Here is an 18,635-nt window from a genome sequence, read left to right as displayed (position 1 = left end):
AAATCTGGACAAAAGAGCCCGAACGATTCAGGCTCGATCCAACCCATCAAACCTTGGGACTAAACATCTAGGCTACTGGTGAACGCGTCTCCAAGGCCAAGTCTCTACTTTGCAGAACGCCTCCCTACGCCCCCAGCGTCGGCTCGGTATTGACCTCCAGCGCTTCTTCCGCCTCGTCCTCCTCGCCCAGCACCTCGCCATGCACCCCCAGCGGCCGCCCGATCCAGATCGGATCGACCAGATGGTCGCGCTTGGGGTTGGTGGTGTTGGGGTGGATGAGGATGCTCAGGCCGCCATGGTTAAGCATCAGCCAGGGGACCAGCGTGGCGAAGATCTCGGTGGCGAAGGAGACCTGGTACATGGCCTGTTCGTGCGGGCCGACCGGCTCGTCGCGCCAGTTGCCCAGGCGCACGCGGAAGCGTTCGCCGATGCGCAGGCGCAGCCATTCGGCCTGCTGCCGTTCGGCTTGCCCGTCATAGTAGATGTGGGCGTGATAGCTGGCGATCTCGGCGAGCGGCCTGGGCGGGCTGGCGGTGTTCACCTTGATGGCTCCCTCGGTGATTGTGGTGCGGGCAGCGTATACGCAAGCGGGCGGGGTGGCCAAGGGGGGCACAGCGTGTGCTCGTCATCTCGATTTCTGGCCAATCGCATAGGGAGTTCCCCCACTCCGTCTCGGCTTCGCCCAGCCACCTCTACCCCCACATTCGTGGGGGAGAGGAAATGCTAATCGCCAAGATCGCTGCCTTGAAAAGCTTGGCATTTCCTCTCCCCCATGGACATGTGGGAGAGGTGGCCGCGCAGCGGCCGGAGTGGGGGCTGGCACCGCCGTATGCCTATTGCCTGCACTTCGTGGGGCGAGGAAACGCTAATCTCCGATATCTCAGGCTCCGATCAAACCCTGCCCATCAGCACCAGGATCAGCAGCACCACCAGCACAGCGCCGGCGATCCCCGACGGCCCATAGCCCCAGGAGCGCGAATGCGGCCAGGCCGGTACGGCGCCGATCAGGATCAGGATCAAGACAATGATGAGGATGGTGCTGACGGTCATTAAGAGTCCCTCGCCTTGCTGGTCGGATACGAGGGGACAATGCAAAAGGCCGCCCGGTTGTTCCGGACGGCCTTTTGTCTGACTGGTCGAATGCAGCTATTCCGCGGCTTTCGGGAAGGCGATTGCCGGTTCGTCGAGCGGACCCGGCCTCGGCCCCACAGGCGCATCCGGCTTCTTGTCGCGGCCGAAAATCCTGCGGAAAAACGCATAGAAGCGGCTGTTCTTGCTGCGCGTGAAGATCATCAGCATGGACGGCGTCACCACCAGCGTCAGCAAGGTGGCGAAGGACAGGCCGAAGACGATCGCCGAGGATAGCGAAATCCACCATTGCGTCGACGGCGCGTTGATCGTCGTCTCGTGATGGAAGATTTCAAGGCCGAGGCCAAAGGCGATCGGCAGCACGCCAAGGATGGCCGAGACCGCCGTCAGCACCACCGGACGGGCACGTTCGCGGCAGGTCTGCAGCACCGCCTCCATCTTGTCCCAGCCCTCTTCGCGCAGCCGGTCATAGGTGTCGATCAAGACGATGTTGTTGTTCACCACCACGCCGGCCAGCGCGATGACGCCGATGCCCGACATGACGATGCCGAAGGCTTCGCCGGTCAGCAGCAGCCCCAGGAACACACCGATCGTCGCCATGACCACGCAGGACAGCACCAGAAGCACGCTGGTGAACTTGTTGAACTGCATCAGCAGCACCAGGAAGATCAGGAAGATCGCCGCGCCGAAGGCCTTGCCGAGGAAGGCGCTGGCTTCGGCGCTGTCCTCGTTCGACCCCGCCAGCTTCCAGCGTATGCCGCTGTCGAGCTTCATGTCGGTGACCGCCTTGGTCACCTCCGCCTGCACCGCCGCAACCTGGTTACCGGCGGCGACGTTGGCCTGGACGACCACTGTGCGGGCGCCGTCGATGCGGTTGAGGATGCCGACGGTCGGCTCCGGCTTGCGCACGACGAAGTTCGAGATCGGCACCGAGCCTTGCGCGGTCTGCACCCGGAGCTCGTCGAGCGTCGATAGCGTGCGCCGGTCTTCGGGCAGGCGCAGGCGGATATCGACGGCATCGTCGGCGCCGGCCGGCCGGTACTCGGACAGCTTCAACCCATTGGTCACCAATTGCACCACGGTGCCGACGGCGGTCGGGCTGATGCCGTACTGCGCCGCCTTGGCGCGGTCGACCTCGAGCGCCCAGTCCACGCCGGGCGGCGGCAGGCCGTCGGAAACGTCGATGACACCGGGCACCTTGGCGATGCGCGCCGCGACCGCACGGGCCTGGTCGTCGAGCCCTTTGGGATCGATGGCCGAAAGCCGGAGCTGCACCGCCTTGCCCGTGGGAGGACCGGCCTCCGGCACGCGCACCTCGACATCGACGCCGGGAATGCCGGCCATGACGGTGCGCAGCTCATCCAGGATATGGTTCGCCGATTTGCGCTCGCGCCAGTCGATGAACTCATACTGGATGACGCCGACGACATCTTCCGGCACGTCCTGGCCGCCGCCTTGCGTCTTGCCGACGCGGGTGTAGACCGATTTGACGCCGGGCCAGCCGAGCAGCCGGTTTTCGGCGATCCTGGTCGCCGTATCCATTTCGGCCAGCGAGAGATTGCCGCGGGCATGCACATAGAGCAGGCCGTAATCGGGCTCGACGCTGGGGAAGAACTCGACGCCGGCGCCATACTTCGAATAGGCGAAGCCGACGCCGGTGAGCAGCACGGCTGTGAGCACCAGCACAGTGATGGGGAAGCGCACCGCCTGCTTGACCAGCGCCATGTACCAGCCGTCGCGATTGTGTTCCTCGTGATGCTCCGGCGCCTTGGCGAAAAGCGCGCCCAGCGTCGGCGCGAACACCAGCGCATAAAGCATCGAGGCCGACAGCGTGACGATCAGCGTGATCGGCATGTATTTCATGAAGTCGCCGATGATGCCGGGCCAGAACAGCAGCGGCGAAAACGCCGCGATGCGGGTCATGGTCGCGGCGATGACCGGACCGGCCATGCGCTTGGCGGCCAGCGTGAAGGCTTCCGCCTTCGGCATGCCTTCGCCCATGCGCCGTTCGGCGAACTCGGTGACGATGATGGCGTCGTCGACCAGCATGCCGACCGCCAGGATAAGGCTGAACAGCACGATCATGTTGATGGTGTAGCCCATCATCGCCAAGAGCAGGATGCCGATCAGGAACGATGACGGAATGGCAAGCCCGATCAGCAGCGAGGCGCGGCCCGACAGCGCATAGAGGATGACGATGAACACCAGGATGACGGCGATCATCACGTGGTTCTGCAGATCGCCCAGAAGCTGGTTGACGAAGACCGACTTGTCCTGCGTGTAGGTGATGTTCATGCCTTCCGGCATGGTCTTGACATAGGCGTCGGACACTTCCCGCACCTTGGCCAGCGTGTCGATCAGATTGGCGCCGATGCGCTTCTTGACTTCGATGGCGATGGCCGGCTTACCGTTGAGGCGGGTGATGGTCTCGGCGTCGGCGAAGGTCGAACGCACCGTGGCGATGTCCTTCGCCTGCACGACGGCATTGGGGCCGGCGACCACCGGCAAGGACGCGACATCCTCGGGTGTCTCGATCAGCGACGGCACCTTGACCGCGTATTTGCCTTCCGAACCCTCGATGTTGCCGGCGGCGACCAGGCTGTTGGAAGCGCCGACCGCGCCGATCAACTGGTCGAGCTGCAGGCCGTAGGAGGACAGCTTCATCGGGTCGATGACGACTTCGACAAGATCGTCGCGCGCGCCTTGTATGGTGCCCTCAAGAACGCCCGGTACTTCCTCGATGCGGTCGCGCAGTTCGCGCGCCGCCGCCGTAAGCACACGCTCGGGCACATCGCCGGACAGCGTGACGACCAGGACGGGAAACTCGGAAATGTTGACCTCGGTAACAACCGGTTCTTCTGCCGCTTGGGGCAGGTCAGCCTTCGCGTCCTGAACCTTCGAGCGTGTATCTGTCACCGCGGTGTCGACTTTTATAGACGGCAGAAACTCAAGGAAGACAAAGGCGCCGCCCTGATAGGCGGATGATTTCATCTCCTTTAACCCCTTAAGGCTCTTAAGCTTTGCCTCCAGCGGCCTAAGCAGAAGTCTTTCAGCGTCTTCGGGCGCGATGCCTTGATAGGCGACATTTATATAAACATAAGGGGTAGGAACGTCGGGTTCCGCTTCCTTCGGCGTCGACTGATAGGCGACCCAGCCCGCCAGCAGCAGGAAGACCAGCACCGCAATGGTCAGCCGGGCATTGTTGATCGCGAGTTTGACGANCGACCCAGCCCGCCAGCAGCAGGAAGACCAGCACCGCAATGGTCAGCCGGGCATTGTTGATCGCGAGTTTGACGATATCCATGGCCTGTTCTCAAAATTTCAGGAGCCGCATTGCGGCCGGTTGCCCCCGTCCGGGGCCACCCGGCGCTACTGCGTTGTCGCTTCGCCCAACAGTTTCTGGATGGTCGCCTGGTCGGCCTCGACCGGCTTGACTACGTCGCCTTCCTTCACGAGTTCCTGGCCGGCGACGATGACGCGGGCATCGGCGGGAATGCCGCCAAGCACGAGGCCCTTCGGCGAGTCGTCAACGAGGTCGATCGGGAAGAATACCACCTTGTTGTCCTTGTCGACGGCGCGGATGCCGAGGTCTCCCTTGTCGCCCAGCGTCACCACGGAGCGCGGCAACATGACGGCGTCGGTCGGCTGCGCGCTGAGCGCAATCTCTGCCGTCATGCCGGCCGGCACCGAGCCGTCGGCATTGGGGACGGCGATCTCGACGCGGAAGGTTCGGGTGGCCGACGAGGCGTCGCGGCTGATGTAGCGCACGGTGCCTTCGACGGTCTGGCCGCTGACCAGCCGGACAGTGGCCTTGTCGCCAAGCTTGAGATAGCCGAGGTCGCGTTCGCTGACTTCGCCGCGCGCAATCACCGGATCGAGCTTGAGGATGGTTGCCACCTCGCCGCCCTGCATGATGGAACTGCCGAGCTCCACCGGCACCCGGTCGATGACGCCGTCGAAGGGCGCCTTGACCAGATTGCGCTCGAGTTCGGCCTGCGCCGTTTCCAGCTGCGACTGCGCAGCGGTCAGATTCGAACGCGCCGTGTCGAGCTGCAGCTTGGGCAGATTGCCGGTCTTCATGAGCCGCAGCGATGCGTCGAGTTCAGCCTGGCGCTGCACGACGAGCTGCTTGGCATTGTCGACCATCGAGATCTTTTCTTCCGCCGCAAGCATCAGCACCAGATCGCCGGTCTTGACGTGATCGCCCTGCTTGACCGGCAGCTTTTCGATGACGCCGGCGACGCGCGTCGCCAGCACGGCGCGCTTGTCGGCCTCGGTCAGCCCGGAAATGCGGATGGCGCGGGCATAGGTCTTGCGCGGCGGCGTCACCACAGCGACGGTGCGCAGCGGCGCCTTCGGTTCGGCCTCGGCCGCCTTGGCTGCATCCGGCGCCTTGGCCTGATCGCCCGGCTTGGCCTGATCGCCTGCCTTGCCAGCACCTTCGACAGCGGCGCTGCCGACGGACGAGAACGCGCCTGTTCCCATCCAGGCCGCGAAGCCGATGAGCACAACAATAGCGGCAAGCTTGTGAAACCTGATCTTCGGCATCATTTTTTTCCACTGCGGGGTTCGGCCAAGTCGTTATCCAACAGGGTGTCCGTCGTCTAACAGCTACCGTGTCTTCCAACTCGGGCGCGTCGCCGATATGGGTGCGCGCCAGGCCGTGTTCAATTTGCCGTGAACGGCGAAGCCGCGCTTCTACATCAAAGTTGCATCGCAATACAGTCGAAAAGTTGCAGGAACATTGTGCCAGGCGATGTAGTGTGGCCAACGAAAACGGTTTTATCGGCGCCCCGTCAGGCGGCGGAACCACAGTCTCGGAACCATACGGATGTTGGAGGCGCTTTGTTTTCAAGGCGTTTTGAGCACTGACACCCCCCTGTGCCTTGACGCTCAAATGTGGGCGCGACCTGCGTAGCCACTCAGTGAATGGCAGCAGGCGTCAGTATGATTTTGTATACCGTCACACGCAACGGTTGTTCCGGGACGGAAAGTCATCGGCGCTACTCCGATTTGCCGAACACTTCGCTGATCGTCTTGATCGATCCGGGCGGACTCAGGCCCGCCGGCGTTCCGCGTCCGGCTTCTTGCGGGCGGCGAGAAATTCCTTCACCCGCCGTCCCGGTGCCGGCCCGCGCACCGGTTTGAAGCCGTCATCGAGTTCGCCGGAAAGATCGAGCGTCGGCCGCTTGCCGACGGCGTCGTAATTCTCCTCCAGCCAGTCGCTCGCCGCTATGCGGCCAAGGTCGCGCAAATAGGTCAAAAAAGCCCATTCGGCGTTGACCTTGGATGACGCCGACAGATCCTTGAACGCTTCGTCGGCATCGATGCGGTGCATGCGGATGTCGCGGTATTCGCCAGGCGGCAGCCGGCCGGCGGCGATCAGTTCCTTGACGAAGGCGATCGAGCGGAATTCGTTCAGCAGCCCGGCATTGAAGGTGATCTCGTCGATGCGGTTCTGGATTTCGTTGGCGCTTTTCGGCGTGCCTTCGCGCACCACCGGATTGATCTGCACCAAAAGCACATCCTCGGTCGCCGCCGTCTTGAAGAACGGGAACAGCGCCGGATTGCCGCCATAGCCGCCATCCCAATAGGGCACGCCCTTGATCTCGACGGCGCGGAACAATTGCGGCAGGCAGGCCGAGGCCATCACCGTGTCGAGGTCGATCTCGCCATCGGAAAAGATGCGCAGCTGGCCGGTCTCGACATTGGTCGCCGAAATGAACAGCTCCATTGACTTGCAGGCGTGAACATTTTTGAAATCGATCTCCTGCTCGACCACGTCGCGCAGCGGGTTCAAGCCCAGCGGATTGGCGACATAGGGCGAAAACACTCGGGACATGGTGTCGAAGAAGAAATAGCCGGGCGTGTTCTCGATCGACCAGTTGCCCCAGGCGACGTCCCACGGCATGCGCTGCACCGGGCTGAAGCGGCCCTTGGCCGCCACCGCGCGCCAGAAATCGTCGAGCTTTTGCCGTGCACCCTCGACGCCGCCGCGCACAAAACCATCGGCCAGCGCCACCGCATTCATCGCGCCGGCGCTGGTGCCGGACACGGCTGAAATGTCGAGCCTGCCATCCTCCAGCAGCCGGTCGAGTACGCCCCAGGAGAAAGCCCCGTGCGAGCCGCCTCCCTGCAGCGCAATGTTGATCTTTTTCGTTTCCTCCGCCTTGCCGTTTTTGGTCATGGCGTTCCTGTTCGGTTTGGTCGCTGCTGCCACAACCCGCCCGGGAATCGGGAGGGTTCGACTGCAGCGGACTTATGTTGCAGCGCAGCATATAAGGGATGACGAAGGCAAGAACACGAACACGGTCGCGTGATCACATGAAATTTCGGTCATGAAGAAAGCCCCGCTTTGAAGGGGCTGCTCCACCGAAACAGGCGGGCCTCAGGCCACGAGGTCCGGCACCGGCCCGACATAGCGCGACTGTGGACGGATCAGCCGCCCCGTCGTCTGCTGTTCGCGCGCATGCGCGATCCAGCCGGCGACACGTCCGGCGGCAAAGACATTGCTGAACGCCTGTGGCGGAAAGCCAGCCGCCTCAAGCACAAGCGCTGTGTAAAACTCGACATTGGTCTGCAGCGAGCGCTGCGGCTTGGCGATCCGCAGCACTTCGAGCGCCGTGTGCTCGACCTGTTCGGCGAAGGCCAGGCGGCGGCCGGCTTCACCCTCGCTGCCGAGCTGCCGCACGACGGCTTTCAGTACATCGGCGCGCGGATCGCGCACGCGGTAGATACGATGGCCGAAACCCATGATGCGCTCGCCATGCGCGACCTTCTCGCGCAGCCAACCGGCCGCGTCGCCATGCGCCTGGATTGCATCGAGCATCTCGATCACCGGGCCGGGCGCGCCGCCGTGCAGCGGCCCCTTGAGCGCGCCGAGCCCGGCCAGCACCGACGATGTCAGCCCTGCCAGCGTCGATGCGACGACGCGGGTGGCAAAGGTCGAGGCGTTGAGGCCGTGATCGCACACGGTCACCAGATAGGTGTCGAGTGCCCTTGCCAGCGCCGGCGACGGGACGGATCCCTCGAGCATCCTCAGCATGTCGGCGGCATGATCGGCCTTAGCGTCAGGTGCGGTCGGCTGCTCGCCGCGCGCCAGCCGCAGCAGAGCCGGCGTCAGCACGGCGGGCGCCGCGATCAGCCGCAAGGCGTCCGTCAGCGTCTCGCCATCCGGCAGCAGCGCCATGCCGGCGCGCATGGCGCTATAGATCTCAAGCGGTGCGAGCAGCGGCAGCGAGGGCGCAAGCCGCTCGAACACCTCGACGCGAGCCTTGCCCAGCCTCGCTGCCAGTTCGGCATCGCCGGGAAGGCCGTCGAAGAAGCCGTCGAGCAACAGGCGAACCACTTGCGCATAGCGCCAGCGTCCCGCCAATTCCGGCAGCGAATGACCGCGGATCGTCAGGCGGCCGCCAAGGCCATCGACATCGGAGAGCACGGTCTCCGCCGCCACCACATCATCGAGCCCGTTCGCCATATCTCATCTCCTTGCAGCTTTTCTGCATGGGAGATAAGGGTTGGGCTGCGCCTCGATCAATCTTGATCAATATAATCAATATGTGAGCTAAAAATGTCCGAATGGCTGTCGCGGGAAGAGGCGCTGGAAAGGCTCAAGGTCCGGCCGCAGACGCTCTACGCCTATGTCAGCCGTGGCCGCATCGGCATGCGGCCGGATGAGAGCGACCCGCGCCGCAGCCAGTACCGCGCCGATGACATCGCGGCATTGGCGACCCGCCGGGCGCGCGGCCGCAGTCCCTCGGCCATCGCCGAGAGTGCGATCGCCTGGGGCGAACCCTCGATTGTCACCGCGATTTCGACTGTGCTGCACGGCCGACTGACCTACCGAGGGCAAGACGCCGTTGCGCTTTCCAAAGCGGCGACGCTGGAGGAAACCGCTGCTGTGCTCTGGGCCTCGCCTGAACCGGTGATGTTCAAAGCTCCGTCATCTGAAGCGCCTCATCCAGTCGGCCGCGCCTCGGCCTTTGCGCAGCTTGCCATGCTTGCAGGCCACGGGCGGCCTTCGCTAGGACGCAGCGCCGCCTCGCTGTGCACCGAGGCCGCGCGCACAGTCGGAGCGCTGGCGCAGTCGCTGGGCGCTGAAGCCGGCACAGCGCCCGTCCATAAGCGCCTGGCGCAGGGCTGGTCGGTGGATGATGCCGGCGCGGAAGCGATCCGCTGCGCCCTCGTCCTGCTCGCCGATCATGAACTCAACGCATCGACCTTCGCCGCCCGCGNTCAGACGTGTGCTCTTCCGATCTGTGATGCAACTGGCTGAAGATGCAGCAGCCCACGGCGCGGATGCGGCGATCCGGCGCTGGCTCGGCCATGATCGGCCCTTGCCGGCGTTCGGCCATCCGCTCTATCCCGACGGCGATCCCCGTGCCACCGCACTTCTGGCAGTCATCCCTGTCGACGAGACACTGCAACAGTTGCAAAAAGCCGCCATGGCGGCGACCGGCGCGCACCCCAACATCGACTTTGCCTTGGCCGCTCTGACGCGCGGCCTTGGCTTGCCGCGCGATGCACCGTTCCAGCTATTCGCGCTTGGACGCAGCGTCGGCTGGGCCGCGCATATGGTCGAACAGATCATTAGCGGCAGCATCATCAGGCCGCGTGGCCGCTATGTCGGATCCATGACCTGACCGCGCATTGCCTTCTGGTGATATGCGTCAGGCCGACCTGGCCGTGCTCCCAAACCGCGCACGATAAGCGACAGGCGTCGTGGCGAATTGCCGGCGGAAGTGATGCCGCAGCGTGCCTGCCGCGCCAAAGCCGGCGGTCTCGGCAATCCGTTCGATCGGCATGGCGGTGTCTTCCAGCAGCGTGCGCGCCCGCGAAAGCCGTTCCGACAGCAGCCAGCGCGCCGGCGTGACACCGGTCGCGGCCGCGAACCGGCGCAGGAATGTCCGCTCGCTCATCCCGGCAAGCTCGGCCAAGATGGCGACGGGATAGTCGGCGGCAATATCGGCGCGCATCCTGTCGATCAACGGTCCAAGCCGGCTGCGCTCATGTGGCTCGGGAACGGAACTCTCGACATACTGCGCCTGGCCGCCGTCGCGATGCGGCGGCACCACCAGGCGACGCGCCACCATGTTTGCAGCCTTGGTGCCGAAGTCGCGCCGAACCAGATGCAGGCAGAGGTCGATGCCCGCGGCACTGCCTGCCGATGTCAGCACATTGCCCTCATCGATGTACAAAACGTCCGGAATCACGGTGATGTCGGGGTACATCTCCGTCAGCTTCTCGCTGTAGCGCCAATGCGTGGTCGCTCTTTTGCCCGCAAGCAGGCCGGCGGCGGCAAGCACGAACACGCCCGAACAGATCGAAAGAATGCGAGAGCCGCGCTCGTGTGCCTTTCGAAGCGCCTCGATCAGCGCCGGCGGCACCGGAGCCTCCGTTCCGCGCCATCCCGGTACGATCACCGTGCCGGCCTGGCCGATCAGATCGATCCCGCCGTCGGCAACAATACGCACGCCGCCCAGCGCGCGCATTTCACCGGTATCAATACCGGCAACTGCAAAACGGTACCAATCCTCACCCATTTCCGGCCGGGGCAAGGCGAAGATCTCAACCGCCACGCCAAACTCGAACGTGCACAGCCCGTCATAGGCAACGGCAACGACAAGAGGGTTGGCAGGGCGCGGATTGGCAGAGGATGGCATGATCTTGACGATATATGGCAAAGCTGCCAGCTGCAATCGCCCTGCTTCCTGTCTTATCTCTCCGTCGCATCAGCAATGGAGATACGAGGATGAGCCACGTGACAGACATTCCGGCGGCATCGCCGGATATCGCCCGCGACCATTTTCTGCGCCGGCTTTCCGTCGAGACCGACTGTTCCGACGTCGCCGCCGCACTGCGTGCCGGGGAGCCGGACTTTGTTCTCCTGCATGTGGTCGGTTCGCCGGAAGCCTATGGACGCCGCCATGTGCCGGGCGCGCTGCATCTGCCCCACCGCGAAATATCGGCCGGGCGGATGGTGCAATGGCCCGAAAGGACGCTGTTCGTCGTCTATTGCGCGGGACCGCATTGCAATGGCGCGGATCAGGCGGCCTTCAAGCTGGCCAGCCTCGGTCGTCCCGTTAAGATCATGATCGGCGGCATAGCCGGTTGGCAGGACGAGGACCTTCCTTTCGCTTCAGGCAAGGAGCCCGGTGGCTTGCACGCGTGAGGCCACGCGATATGGTCGGCCTTGAAGACTGGGCAAGCATGCAGAAGGCGATGGTTAGAATTCGTCCATTCGTGCGCCAGGATGTCGGTGCGGTGCTCGCCCTCATACGGGCGCTAGCCGTCTTCGAGGGTTATGACGACAAGCTTCGCGTCACCGAAGCGAACCTCATCGAGCACGGGCTGGGGCCATCGCCCCGGTTCGGCGTGTTGGTGGCGGAGCGAGAGGGCGTGATCGTCGGCATCGCCGTCCACTACCTCATCCCCTGGACCTACGACCTGAAGCCGGTTGTCTGGCTGAAGGAACTCTACGTCACTGAAGCGACGCGCGGCATGGGGGTCGGCCATGCGCTTGTTGAACAGCTTCGCCAACACGCTTTGAGCATTGGCGCCTCCGCCATCAAATGGACGGTGCTGAAATCCAACTCGCCGGCCAAAGCCTTCTACCGCTCGCTCGACGGCCAGCCCGACGATATCTGGGAACCGTGGCAGCTGAAAATCGACCCGTGACGGCCGCCTCGACCAACTGAGGGCGGTCGACCATGCGGCGGTCGCTTACGACATGGTGTCGAGCTTGCGCTGCATGGCGGCGATCTGTTGCTTCAGTTCCTGAAGGTCGTCGCCGCTCTTTTCCGCGACGTCCTTGCGGGCCGGCTCGGGTGCAGCCGCGGCCGCAGCATTTGTGGCGGCGGTCGGGAAGGGCGTGAACAGGCGCATCGCGTTCTGGAACATTTCCATGTTGCGGCGTGTCTGCTCTTCCAGCGCCTTGATCGGCGTGGCGATCTTCATCACATCCAGCGGCGACTTGCCGATCGCGCCCTTCATCTGCTCGCGGAACCGCTCCTGTTCCTTGGAGAAGGCCATCATCGACTGTTCGAGGAAGCTCGGCACGATCTGCTGCATCTGGTCGCCATAGAAAGCGATCAGCTGGCGCAGGAACGGGATCGGCAGCATGTTCTGCCCATCCTTGTTCTCCAGTTCGAAGATGATCTGCGTCAGCACCGGATGGGTAATGTCGTCACCGGTCTTGGCGTCCTGGACGGTGAACTCCTCGCCCTTCTTGACCATCTCGGCCAGATCCTCGAGCGTCACATAGGTGCTGGTGCCGGTATTGTAGAGCCGGCGATTGGCATATTTCTTGATAATGATAGGGTCGTCTTTCGCGGCCATCAGCATCCTCCCGGGACACCGGCGCGCCTGAGTAAGCCGCCGGTAACGATTGCGCCATTTTTAAGGATATGCGCAAAAGCTCTATAATTCCAAGCGCTTTGTGCAGTGCGGCATCATTTATTGCTGCATGGCGGGCTAATTATGCTGCGCAGCAAAGGATGGGCGGTCCCGCCGGCCGCCCGCGCCCTGCTTGCGGCGCCTGGCCGGCATGCCCATTTCCGGTTTGACTTGGGGTGTGGAACGGGCAAGAAAAGTCCCAACAAGCCCCAAGAACACGACACCTCGAAGTCTGGAGAGAAAAATGTCCGCTTCCAATTCAATCGTCGTTGCCAGCGCCGCACGCACGGCTGTCGGCTCTTTCAACGGCGCCTTCGCCGCCACCCCGGCGCATGAACTTGGCGCCGTCGTCATCAGGGAGCTTTTGGCGCGCGCCGGCGTCGAGCCGGGTGAAGTCGACGAGGTCATTCTCGGCCAGGTGCTGACCGCCGCGCAGGGCCAGAACCCCGCCCGCCAGGCGTCGATCAATGCCGGCCTGCCCAAGGAGACCACCGCCTGGGGGCTCAACCAGGTTTGCGGCTCTGGCCTGCGCGCCATCGCGCTCGGCATGCAGCAGATCGCCGCCGGCGACGCCACTGTGATCATCGCCGGCGGCCAGGAATCGATGTCGCTGTCGCCGCACGCCGAGCACCTGCGCGCCGGCGTCAAGATGGGCGACTACAAGATGATCGATACCATGATCAAGGACGGGTTGTGGGACGCCTTCAACGGCTACCACATGGGCAACACCGCCGAGAACGTCGCCCGCCAGTTCCAGATCACCCGCGACGACCAGGACCAGTTTGCGCTGGCCTCGCAAAACAAGGCCGAGGCCGCGCAGAAGGCCGGCAAGTTCAAGGACGAGATCGTCGCCTTCACGATCAAGGGCAGGAAGGGCGACACTGTCGTCGACCAGGACGAGTACATCCGCCACGGCGCCACCATCGACGCCATGTCCAAGCTGAAGCCGGCTTTCGACAAGGACGGCACCGTGACCGCCGCCAACGCGTCGGGCATCAATGACGGCGCCGCCGGCGCGCTGCTGATGAGCGAGGCTGAAGCCACAAGGCGCGGCATCACCCCGCTGGTGCGCATCGCCTCATGGGCGACGGCCGGCGTCGATCCGGCGATCATGGGCACCGGACCTATTCCCGCCTCGAAGCGGGCGCTCGAGAAGGCCGGCTGGTCGGTCAAGGACCTCGACCTTGTCGAGGCCAATGAAGCCTTCGCCGCGCAGGCCTGCGCCGTCAACAAGGGCATGGGCTGGGATACGTCGATCGTCAACGTCAATGGCGGCGCCATCGCCATCGGCCATCCGATCGGCGCGTCGGGCGCCCGCGTCTTCAACACGCTGGTTTTCGAGATGCGCCGCCGCGGCGCCAAGAAGGGCCTTGCCACGCTGTGCATCGGCGGCGGCATGGGCGTCGCTCTGTGCGTGGAAGCGCTGTGAAAGAGAAGTGAGTAGTGAATAGGGAGTAGTGAATGGGGAAGAAGGAGCAGCGCGGCGGGATATCGATCCCTACTCGCTACTCCCTACTCCCTATTCCCTTCTTCCGACCAAAGGGAGGAAGAACTTTCAATGACCAAAGTAGCGCTCGTCACCGGTGGATCGCGCGGCATCGGCGCCGCCATATCGATCGGCCTGAAGAATGCCGGTTACACCGTTGCAGCCAACTATGCCGGCAATGACGAGGCAGCGGGGAAGTTCAGCGCACAAACCGGCATCAAGGCCTACAAATGGTCGGTCGCCGACTACGACGCCTGTGCCGCCGGAATCAAACAGGTCGAGGCCGATCTCGGCCCGGTCTCGGTGCTGGTCAACAATGCCGGCATTACCCGCGACGCCATGTTCCACAAGCTGACGCGCGAGCAGTGGAAGGAAGTCATCGACACCAATCTGTCTGGGGTCTTCAACATGACGCATCCGCTGTGGGGCGGCATGCGCGACCGCAAATTCGGCCGCGTCATCACCATTTCCTCCATCAACGGCCAGAAAGGCCAGGCCGGCCAGGTCAACTATTCCGCCGCAAAGGCCGGCGACATCGGCTTCTCGAAGGCGCTGGCGCAGGAGGGCGCGCGCGCGGGCATCACCGTCAATGTTATCTGCCCCGGCTACATCGCCACCGAGATGGTCAAGGCGATCGACGAGAAGGTGCTGAATGAACGCATCATCCCGCAGATCCCGGTCGGCCGCCTCGGCGAACCGGAAGAGATCGCGCGTTGCGTCGTCTTCCTCGCTTCCGAAGACGCCGGCTTCATCACCGGTTCGACCATTACAGCCAATGGCGGCCAGTACTTCGTCTGAACGACAGCATTTCTCCCGGTAGAACGGGCCGGCTTATGGCCCGTTTTTTCATCGCCGGCCGGCGATGTTCCCGGGCTGCGCGCTAGACATTGACCCGTTCCGGCACGCAAAGATTAACGATTTTTAGGCGCCCTGTGCAAAACCCGGTTCGCAAGCTGTGAATTCTCGGTGGACAAGCTGTGGATAACACAACATGTTGGGGTGAACAAACCAGGAAAATCCCGCTATCGCTGATTCGTCACCCATTCGTTCCGGCTTTGAGCGGAACGTTAACGACCAAGGCCGAAAACCACCGGAAACTGGTTAAGGCCGATTAAGAAAATTCAACAATTTCATAATGTTGGCCGAGGCGTATCGGATCACGACGATGCCCCGCCGGCAAAGGTTAACGCCAATGGTCCCCTTGCAGGAATCGGGCCAGTTTCCGCGATTCAGCATATGGTGAGACTCAGGCTCGCAAAATCCACATGTAGCCGTGAACAAAAGCTGAATCTGCCGGAGTCACTGATTCGTCGCCGATTCGTTCCAGACTCGTTCCAACTGTTAATTGAGACCTCAACGACGAACCGTGGGACTGCCGGCCGGAACATTCCGCTTTCGCTTCGCGCCTGAAATCCCTATGTGTCGCCTGTCATACGCGCCACGCGAGGCGCGCTCCCGACAACACGATGCAGAAAGCCTCATCTCCAGGCCGATGAACATCCAGCCGAAACACACCGAGCCGCTGATCCTGTCGGGCCGCGACGTGACTGCCGTGCTGGGTCCGACCAACACCGGCAAGACCCATCTCGCCATCGAGCGCATGGTGGCACATGAGAGCGGCATTATCGGCCTGCCGCTCCGCCTTCTGGCGCGCGAGGTCTATGCCCGCGTCTGCGAAAAGGTCGGCGCCCACAAGGTGGCGCTCATCACCGGCGAGGAAAAAATCCAGCCGCCCGGCGCGAAATATTCGGTCTGCACCGTCGAAGCCATGCCGCGCGAGACCGACGTTGCCTTCGTCGCCATCGACGAGGTGCAACTCGCCGGCGACCTCGAGCGCGGCCACATCTTCACCGACCGTATCCTGCACCTGCGCGGCCGCCAGGAAACGCTGCTGCTCGGCGCGGCCACCATGCATGGCATCCTGCAAAAGCTGCTGAGAGGCGTCTCGGTGGTGACGCGCCCTCGCCTGTCGCACCTGGCCTATGCCGGCTCGAAGAAATTGACCCGCCTGCCGCGGCGTACGGCGATCGTCGCTTTCTCCGCCGACGAGGTCTATGCCATCGCTGAGCTGATCCGCCGCCAGCAAGGAGGAGCGGCGGTCGTGCTCGGCGCGCTGTCGCCCCGCACCCGCAATGCCCAGGTGGCAATGTTCCAGGCAGGCGACGTCGACTATCTCGTCGCCACCGACGCCATCGGCATGGGGCTCAACCTTGATCTCGATCATGTCGCCTTCGCCCAGAACCGCAAATTCGACGGCTATCAGTACCGCAATCTCACGGCGGCCGAGCTCGGCCAGATCGCCGGCCGCGCCGGCCGCCATCTGCGCGACGGCACCTTCGGCGTCACCGGCCAGGTCGATCCGCTGGACGAGGAGTTGGTCAAGCGCATCGAGGGGCACGAGTTCGATCCGGTGAAGGTGCTGCAATGGCGCACCGCGCATTTCGACTTCGCCAGCCTCGACGCGCTGAAGCGCTCGATCGAAACCAACGCGCCGGTCGAAGGCCTGACGCGGGCGCTGCCGGCGGTCGATGCCCAGGCGCTCGAACATCTCTCCCGCGACGAGGACATCCGCGCGCTGGCTACCAATGCCAAGCGCGTCGCGCTGCTGTGGGAAGCCTGCGCGTTGCCGGACTACCGCAAGATCGCGCCGGCCCAGCACTCCGACCTGATCGCTTCTATCTACACCGACCTCGCCAAACACGGCCATGTCGACGAGAACTACATGGCCGAGCAGGTGCGCCGCGCCGATACGACCGAGGGGGACATCGACACGCTGTCGCACCGCATTGCGCAGATCCGCACCTGGACATTCGTGTCCAACCGGCCGGGCTGGCTGGCCGATCAGGCACACTGGCGGGAAAAGACGCGCGAAATCGAAGACAGATTGTCGGATGCGCTGCATGAGCGGTTGACGAAACGGTTTGTAGACCGCAGGACTTCCGTCCTCATGCGGCGCCTTAGAGAAAATACAATGCCTGAAGCCGAAATCAGTCCTACCGGAACCGTCCTTGTCGAAGGCCATCATGTCGGCGAGTTGCAAGGGTTCCGCTTCACCGCCGACCAGAGCGCCGGCGGCGAAGACGCCAAGGCCGTGCGCACGGCAGCGCAAAAAGCGCTGGCCGCCGAGTTCGAGGCACGTGCCGAACGCTTCGGCGCCTGCGCCAATGGCGACCTTGCGCTCGGCTCCGACGGCACGCTGCGCTGGATCGGCGCGCCGATCGGCACGCTGGTTGCCGGCGAGGACGCGCTGAAGCCGCGCCTGGTGCTTTTGGCCGACGAGCAGTTGACCGGTCCCGCCCGCGACAAGGTCGCCGCGCGCGCCGAGCGCTTCGTCAATTTCCAGATCGAATCCTTGCTGAAGCCACTGGTCGACTTGAAGAATGCCGAGCAGATCGCCGGCATCGGCCGTGGCATCGCCTTCCAGCTCGTCGAGCATTTCGGCCTCATCAACCGCCGCGACATCGCCGAGGAAATGAAGTCGCTCGACCAGGAGGGTCGCGCCGCCTTGCGCCGGCTCGGTGTGCGCTTCGGCGCCTACCACGTCTTCGTGCCGGCGCTGATCAAGCCGGCGCCCGCCGGACTGATTACGCTGTTGTGGGCGCTGAAGAACGACGGCAAGGACAAGCCGGGCTTTGGCGACGTGGTGCACGCACTGGCTTCCGGCCGCACCTCGGTGGTCATCGATCCTGCTTTCGACAAGAGCTTCTACAAGCTTGCCGGCTACCGCAATCTCGGCCGCCGCGCCGTGCGCATCGACATTCTGGAACGGCTGGCCGACCTGATCCGGCCTGCGACCAACTGGAAGCCCGGTCTGGGACAGCGCCCGGACGGCGCCTATGACGGCCAGTCCTTCATGGTGACGCCGCCGATGATGTCCATCCTCGGCGCCACCGCCGACGACATGGAAGAGATCCTGAAAGGTCTCGGCTATCGCGCCGAGCCGAAGCCGCCGGCAGAGGTCAAGGCGCGGCTGGAAGCACAGGACAACGCGGCGCGGGAAGCGGCTGCCGCCAAGCTGGCTGCGGACGCGGCTGCAAAAGCTGAACAGGCCAAGGCGGCGGAAGCCGCTGCAAGTGAAGCCGTCGCTGAAGCGCCGGCCGTTGGATCGGAGCCGGATGCGGTTGCCGCCGCTGAGCCTGCGGCTGAGCAGCCCGTCGCCGAAGCCGCAGCGGAGGCTGTTGCTGCGGACGCTCAGCCGGGCGCACCTCCCGAGGGTTCGGAGCCAACTGCGGCCGTTGAAGCCACCGCCGAAGCTCCAGCCATCGCGGAAGCAACGGCAGAGCCCGTCGCGGAAGAACAGGTCGAAGCTCCCCAAGTCGAAGCCCCCATAGAAATCACGGAAGAAGCTCCGGCTGTTGCAGAAGCTGACGACACCGTCCCCGAAAGCACCGACGCCCTTACCTCTCCCTCGATGGCGGAGGTCGCGGCGCGAAGCGACGCGGGTGACAGCGTTGACGAAGCAGGTGCAGACACAGCAGACGCTTCAGGCGCAACCGCCGACGCCAGCGCTGCCCCCACCCCGGCGCTGCGCGCCGACCCTCCCCACGAGGGGGAGGGTGGAAGCGCTGAGCCTGCCCCCGAGGCCGAAGCCCCAAAGCCCATCTTGTTGTGGCGGCAGGGTCGTTTCGAGCAGCGCCCGCGCCAAGATCGGAAGAGCGTCGTGTAG

The 18,635-nt window shown here is 63.9% G+C and carries 12 protein-coding genes and 1 pseudogene; 5 read left to right on the top strand and 8 right to left on the bottom strand.

Annotation, left to right across the window (positions count from 1 at the left end):
• Positions 1–124: 124 nt before the first annotated feature.
• The 6 genes from X756_RS136975 to X756_RS136995 form a co-directional block, all read right to left on the bottom strand.
• Complete coding sequence (locus X756_RS136975) at positions 125–541, bottom strand: DOPA 4,5-dioxygenase family protein (RefSeq protein ID WP_023731819.1); 417 nt, start codon at positions 539–541, stop codon at positions 125–127.
• Between the two features lie 350 nt (positions 542–891).
• Positions 892–1,050 (bottom strand): DUF3309 family protein, encoded by a 159-nt coding sequence (locus tag X756_RS1000000168395; protein ID WP_023685825.1) that lies wholly within the window; start codon positions 1,048–1,050, stop codon positions 892–894.
• A gap of 96 nt (positions 1,051–1,146) precedes the next feature.
• On the bottom strand, positions 1,147–4,257 hold the full coding sequence (locus X756_RS136980) for an efflux RND transporter permease subunit (protein ID WP_245264600.1): 3,111 nt from the start codon (positions 4,255–4,257) through the stop codon (positions 1,147–1,149).
• 201 nt (positions 4,258–4,458) lie between these two features.
• Positions 4,459–5,637 (bottom strand): efflux RND transporter periplasmic adaptor subunit, encoded by a 1,179-nt coding sequence (locus tag X756_RS136985; RefSeq protein ID WP_023715055.1) that lies wholly within the window; start codon positions 5,635–5,637, stop codon positions 4,459–4,461.
• Between the two features lie 508 nt (positions 5,638–6,145).
• Positions 6,146–7,276 carry a patatin-like phospholipase family protein gene (locus X756_RS136990; RefSeq protein ID WP_023731816.1) on the bottom strand — a complete coding sequence of 377 codons (1,131 nt, stop codon included), beginning with the start codon at positions 7,274–7,276 and terminating at the stop codon, positions 6,146–6,148.
• Positions 7,277–7,477: 201 nt separating this feature from the next.
• Positions 7,478–8,566 (bottom strand): citrate synthase/methylcitrate synthase, encoded by a 1,089-nt coding sequence (locus X756_RS136995; RefSeq protein WP_023731815.1) that lies wholly within the window; start codon positions 8,564–8,566, stop codon positions 7,478–7,480.
• A gap of 93 nt (positions 8,567–8,659) precedes the next feature.
• Here X756_RS136995 and X756_RS01000000166305 point away from each other — a divergent pair.
• Positions 8,660–9,731 (top strand): annotated as a pseudogene (locus X756_RS01000000166305) (citrate synthase).
• 27 nt (positions 9,732–9,758) lie between these two features.
• Here the strand turns inward: X756_RS01000000166305 and ftrA are convergent.
• Positions 9,759–10,772 (bottom strand): transcriptional regulator FtrA, encoded by a 1,014-nt coding sequence (gene ftrA, locus X756_RS137000; protein WP_198020105.1) that lies wholly within the window; start codon positions 10,770–10,772, stop codon positions 9,759–9,761.
• A 68-nt stretch (positions 10,773–10,840) separates the two neighbouring features.
• On the opposite strand from ftrA, the gene X756_RS137005 reads away from it, so the two are divergent.
• Both X756_RS137005 and X756_RS137010 read left to right on the top strand, forming a co-directional pair.
• On the top strand, positions 10,841–11,260 hold the full coding sequence (locus X756_RS137005) for a rhodanese-like domain-containing protein (protein ID WP_023731811.1): 420 nt from the start codon (positions 10,841–10,843) through the stop codon (positions 11,258–11,260).
• 11 nt (positions 11,261–11,271) lie between these two features.
• Positions 11,272–11,766 (top strand): GNAT family N-acetyltransferase, encoded by a 495-nt coding sequence (locus tag X756_RS137010; RefSeq protein WP_023731810.1) that lies wholly within the window; start codon positions 11,272–11,274, stop codon positions 11,764–11,766.
• 45 nt (positions 11,767–11,811) lie between these two features.
• Here the strand turns inward: X756_RS137010 and phaR are convergent, their stop codons facing one another.
• Positions 11,812–12,426, bottom strand: a complete 615-nt coding sequence (gene phaR / locus X756_RS137015) for a polyhydroxyalkanoate synthesis repressor PhaR (RefSeq protein ID WP_023731809.1) — start codon at positions 12,424–12,426, stop codon at positions 11,812–11,814.
• A gap of 301 nt (positions 12,427–12,727) precedes the next feature.
• Here phaR and X756_RS137020 point away from each other — a divergent pair, with 301 nt between their 5' ends.
• Both X756_RS137020 and phbB read left to right on the top strand, forming a co-directional pair.
• Positions 12,728–13,912, top strand: a complete 1,185-nt coding sequence (locus X756_RS137020) for an acetyl-CoA C-acetyltransferase (protein WP_023673832.1) — start codon at positions 12,728–12,730, stop codon at positions 13,910–13,912.
• A 129-nt stretch (positions 13,913–14,041) separates the two neighbouring features.
• Positions 14,042–14,767 carry an acetoacetyl-CoA reductase gene (phbB, locus tag X756_RS137025; protein ID WP_023707257.1) on the top strand — a complete coding sequence of 242 codons (726 nt, stop codon included), beginning with the start codon at positions 14,042–14,044 and terminating at the stop codon, positions 14,765–14,767.
• Positions 14,768–18,635: the final 3,868 nt, after the last annotated feature.

This window comes from Mesorhizobium sp. LNJC405B00 (assembly GCF_000502615.1).
Lineage (GTDB): Bacteria > Pseudomonadota > Alphaproteobacteria > Rhizobiales > Rhizobiaceae > Mesorhizobium.
The sequence above is the reverse complement of the archived record's forward strand: the minus strand, read 5'-3'. Positions and strand labels throughout refer to the sequence as shown.

Excerpts from the sequence above, each read along its gene's own strand:
- X756_RS1000000168395 (WP_023685825.1), bottom strand. The coding sequence starts at position 1,050 with ATGACCGTCAGCACCATCCTCATCATTGTCTTGATCCTGATCCTGATC.
- X756_RS137020 (WP_023673832.1), top strand. The coding sequence starts at position 12,728 with ATGTCCGCTTCCAATTCAATCGTCGTTGCCAGCGCCGCACGCACGGCT.
- X756_RS137005 (WP_023731811.1), top strand. The coding sequence starts at position 10,841 with ATGAGCCACGTGACAGACATTCCGGCGGCATCGCCGGATATCGCCCGC.
- X756_RS137010 (WP_023731810.1), top strand. The coding sequence starts at position 11,272 with ATGGTCGGCCTTGAAGACTGGGCAAGCATGCAGAAGGCGATGGTTAGA.
- X756_RS136990 (WP_023731816.1), bottom strand. The coding sequence starts at position 7,276 with ATGACCAAAAACGGCAAGGCGGAGGAAACGAAAAAGATCAACATTGCG.
- X756_RS136985 (WP_023715055.1), bottom strand. The coding sequence starts at position 5,637 with ATGCCGAAGATCAGGTTTCACAAGCTTGCCGCTATTGTTGTGCTCATC.
- phbB (WP_023707257.1), top strand. The coding sequence starts at position 14,042 with ATGACCAAAGTAGCGCTCGTCACCGGTGGATCGCGCGGCATCGGCGCC.
- phaR (WP_023731809.1), bottom strand. The coding sequence starts at position 12,426 with ATGGCCGCGAAAGACGACCCTATCATTATCAAGAAATATGCCAATCGC.
- X756_RS136995 (WP_023731815.1), bottom strand. The coding sequence starts at position 8,566 with ATGGCGAACGGGCTCGATGATGTGGTGGCGGCGGAGACCGTGCTCTCC.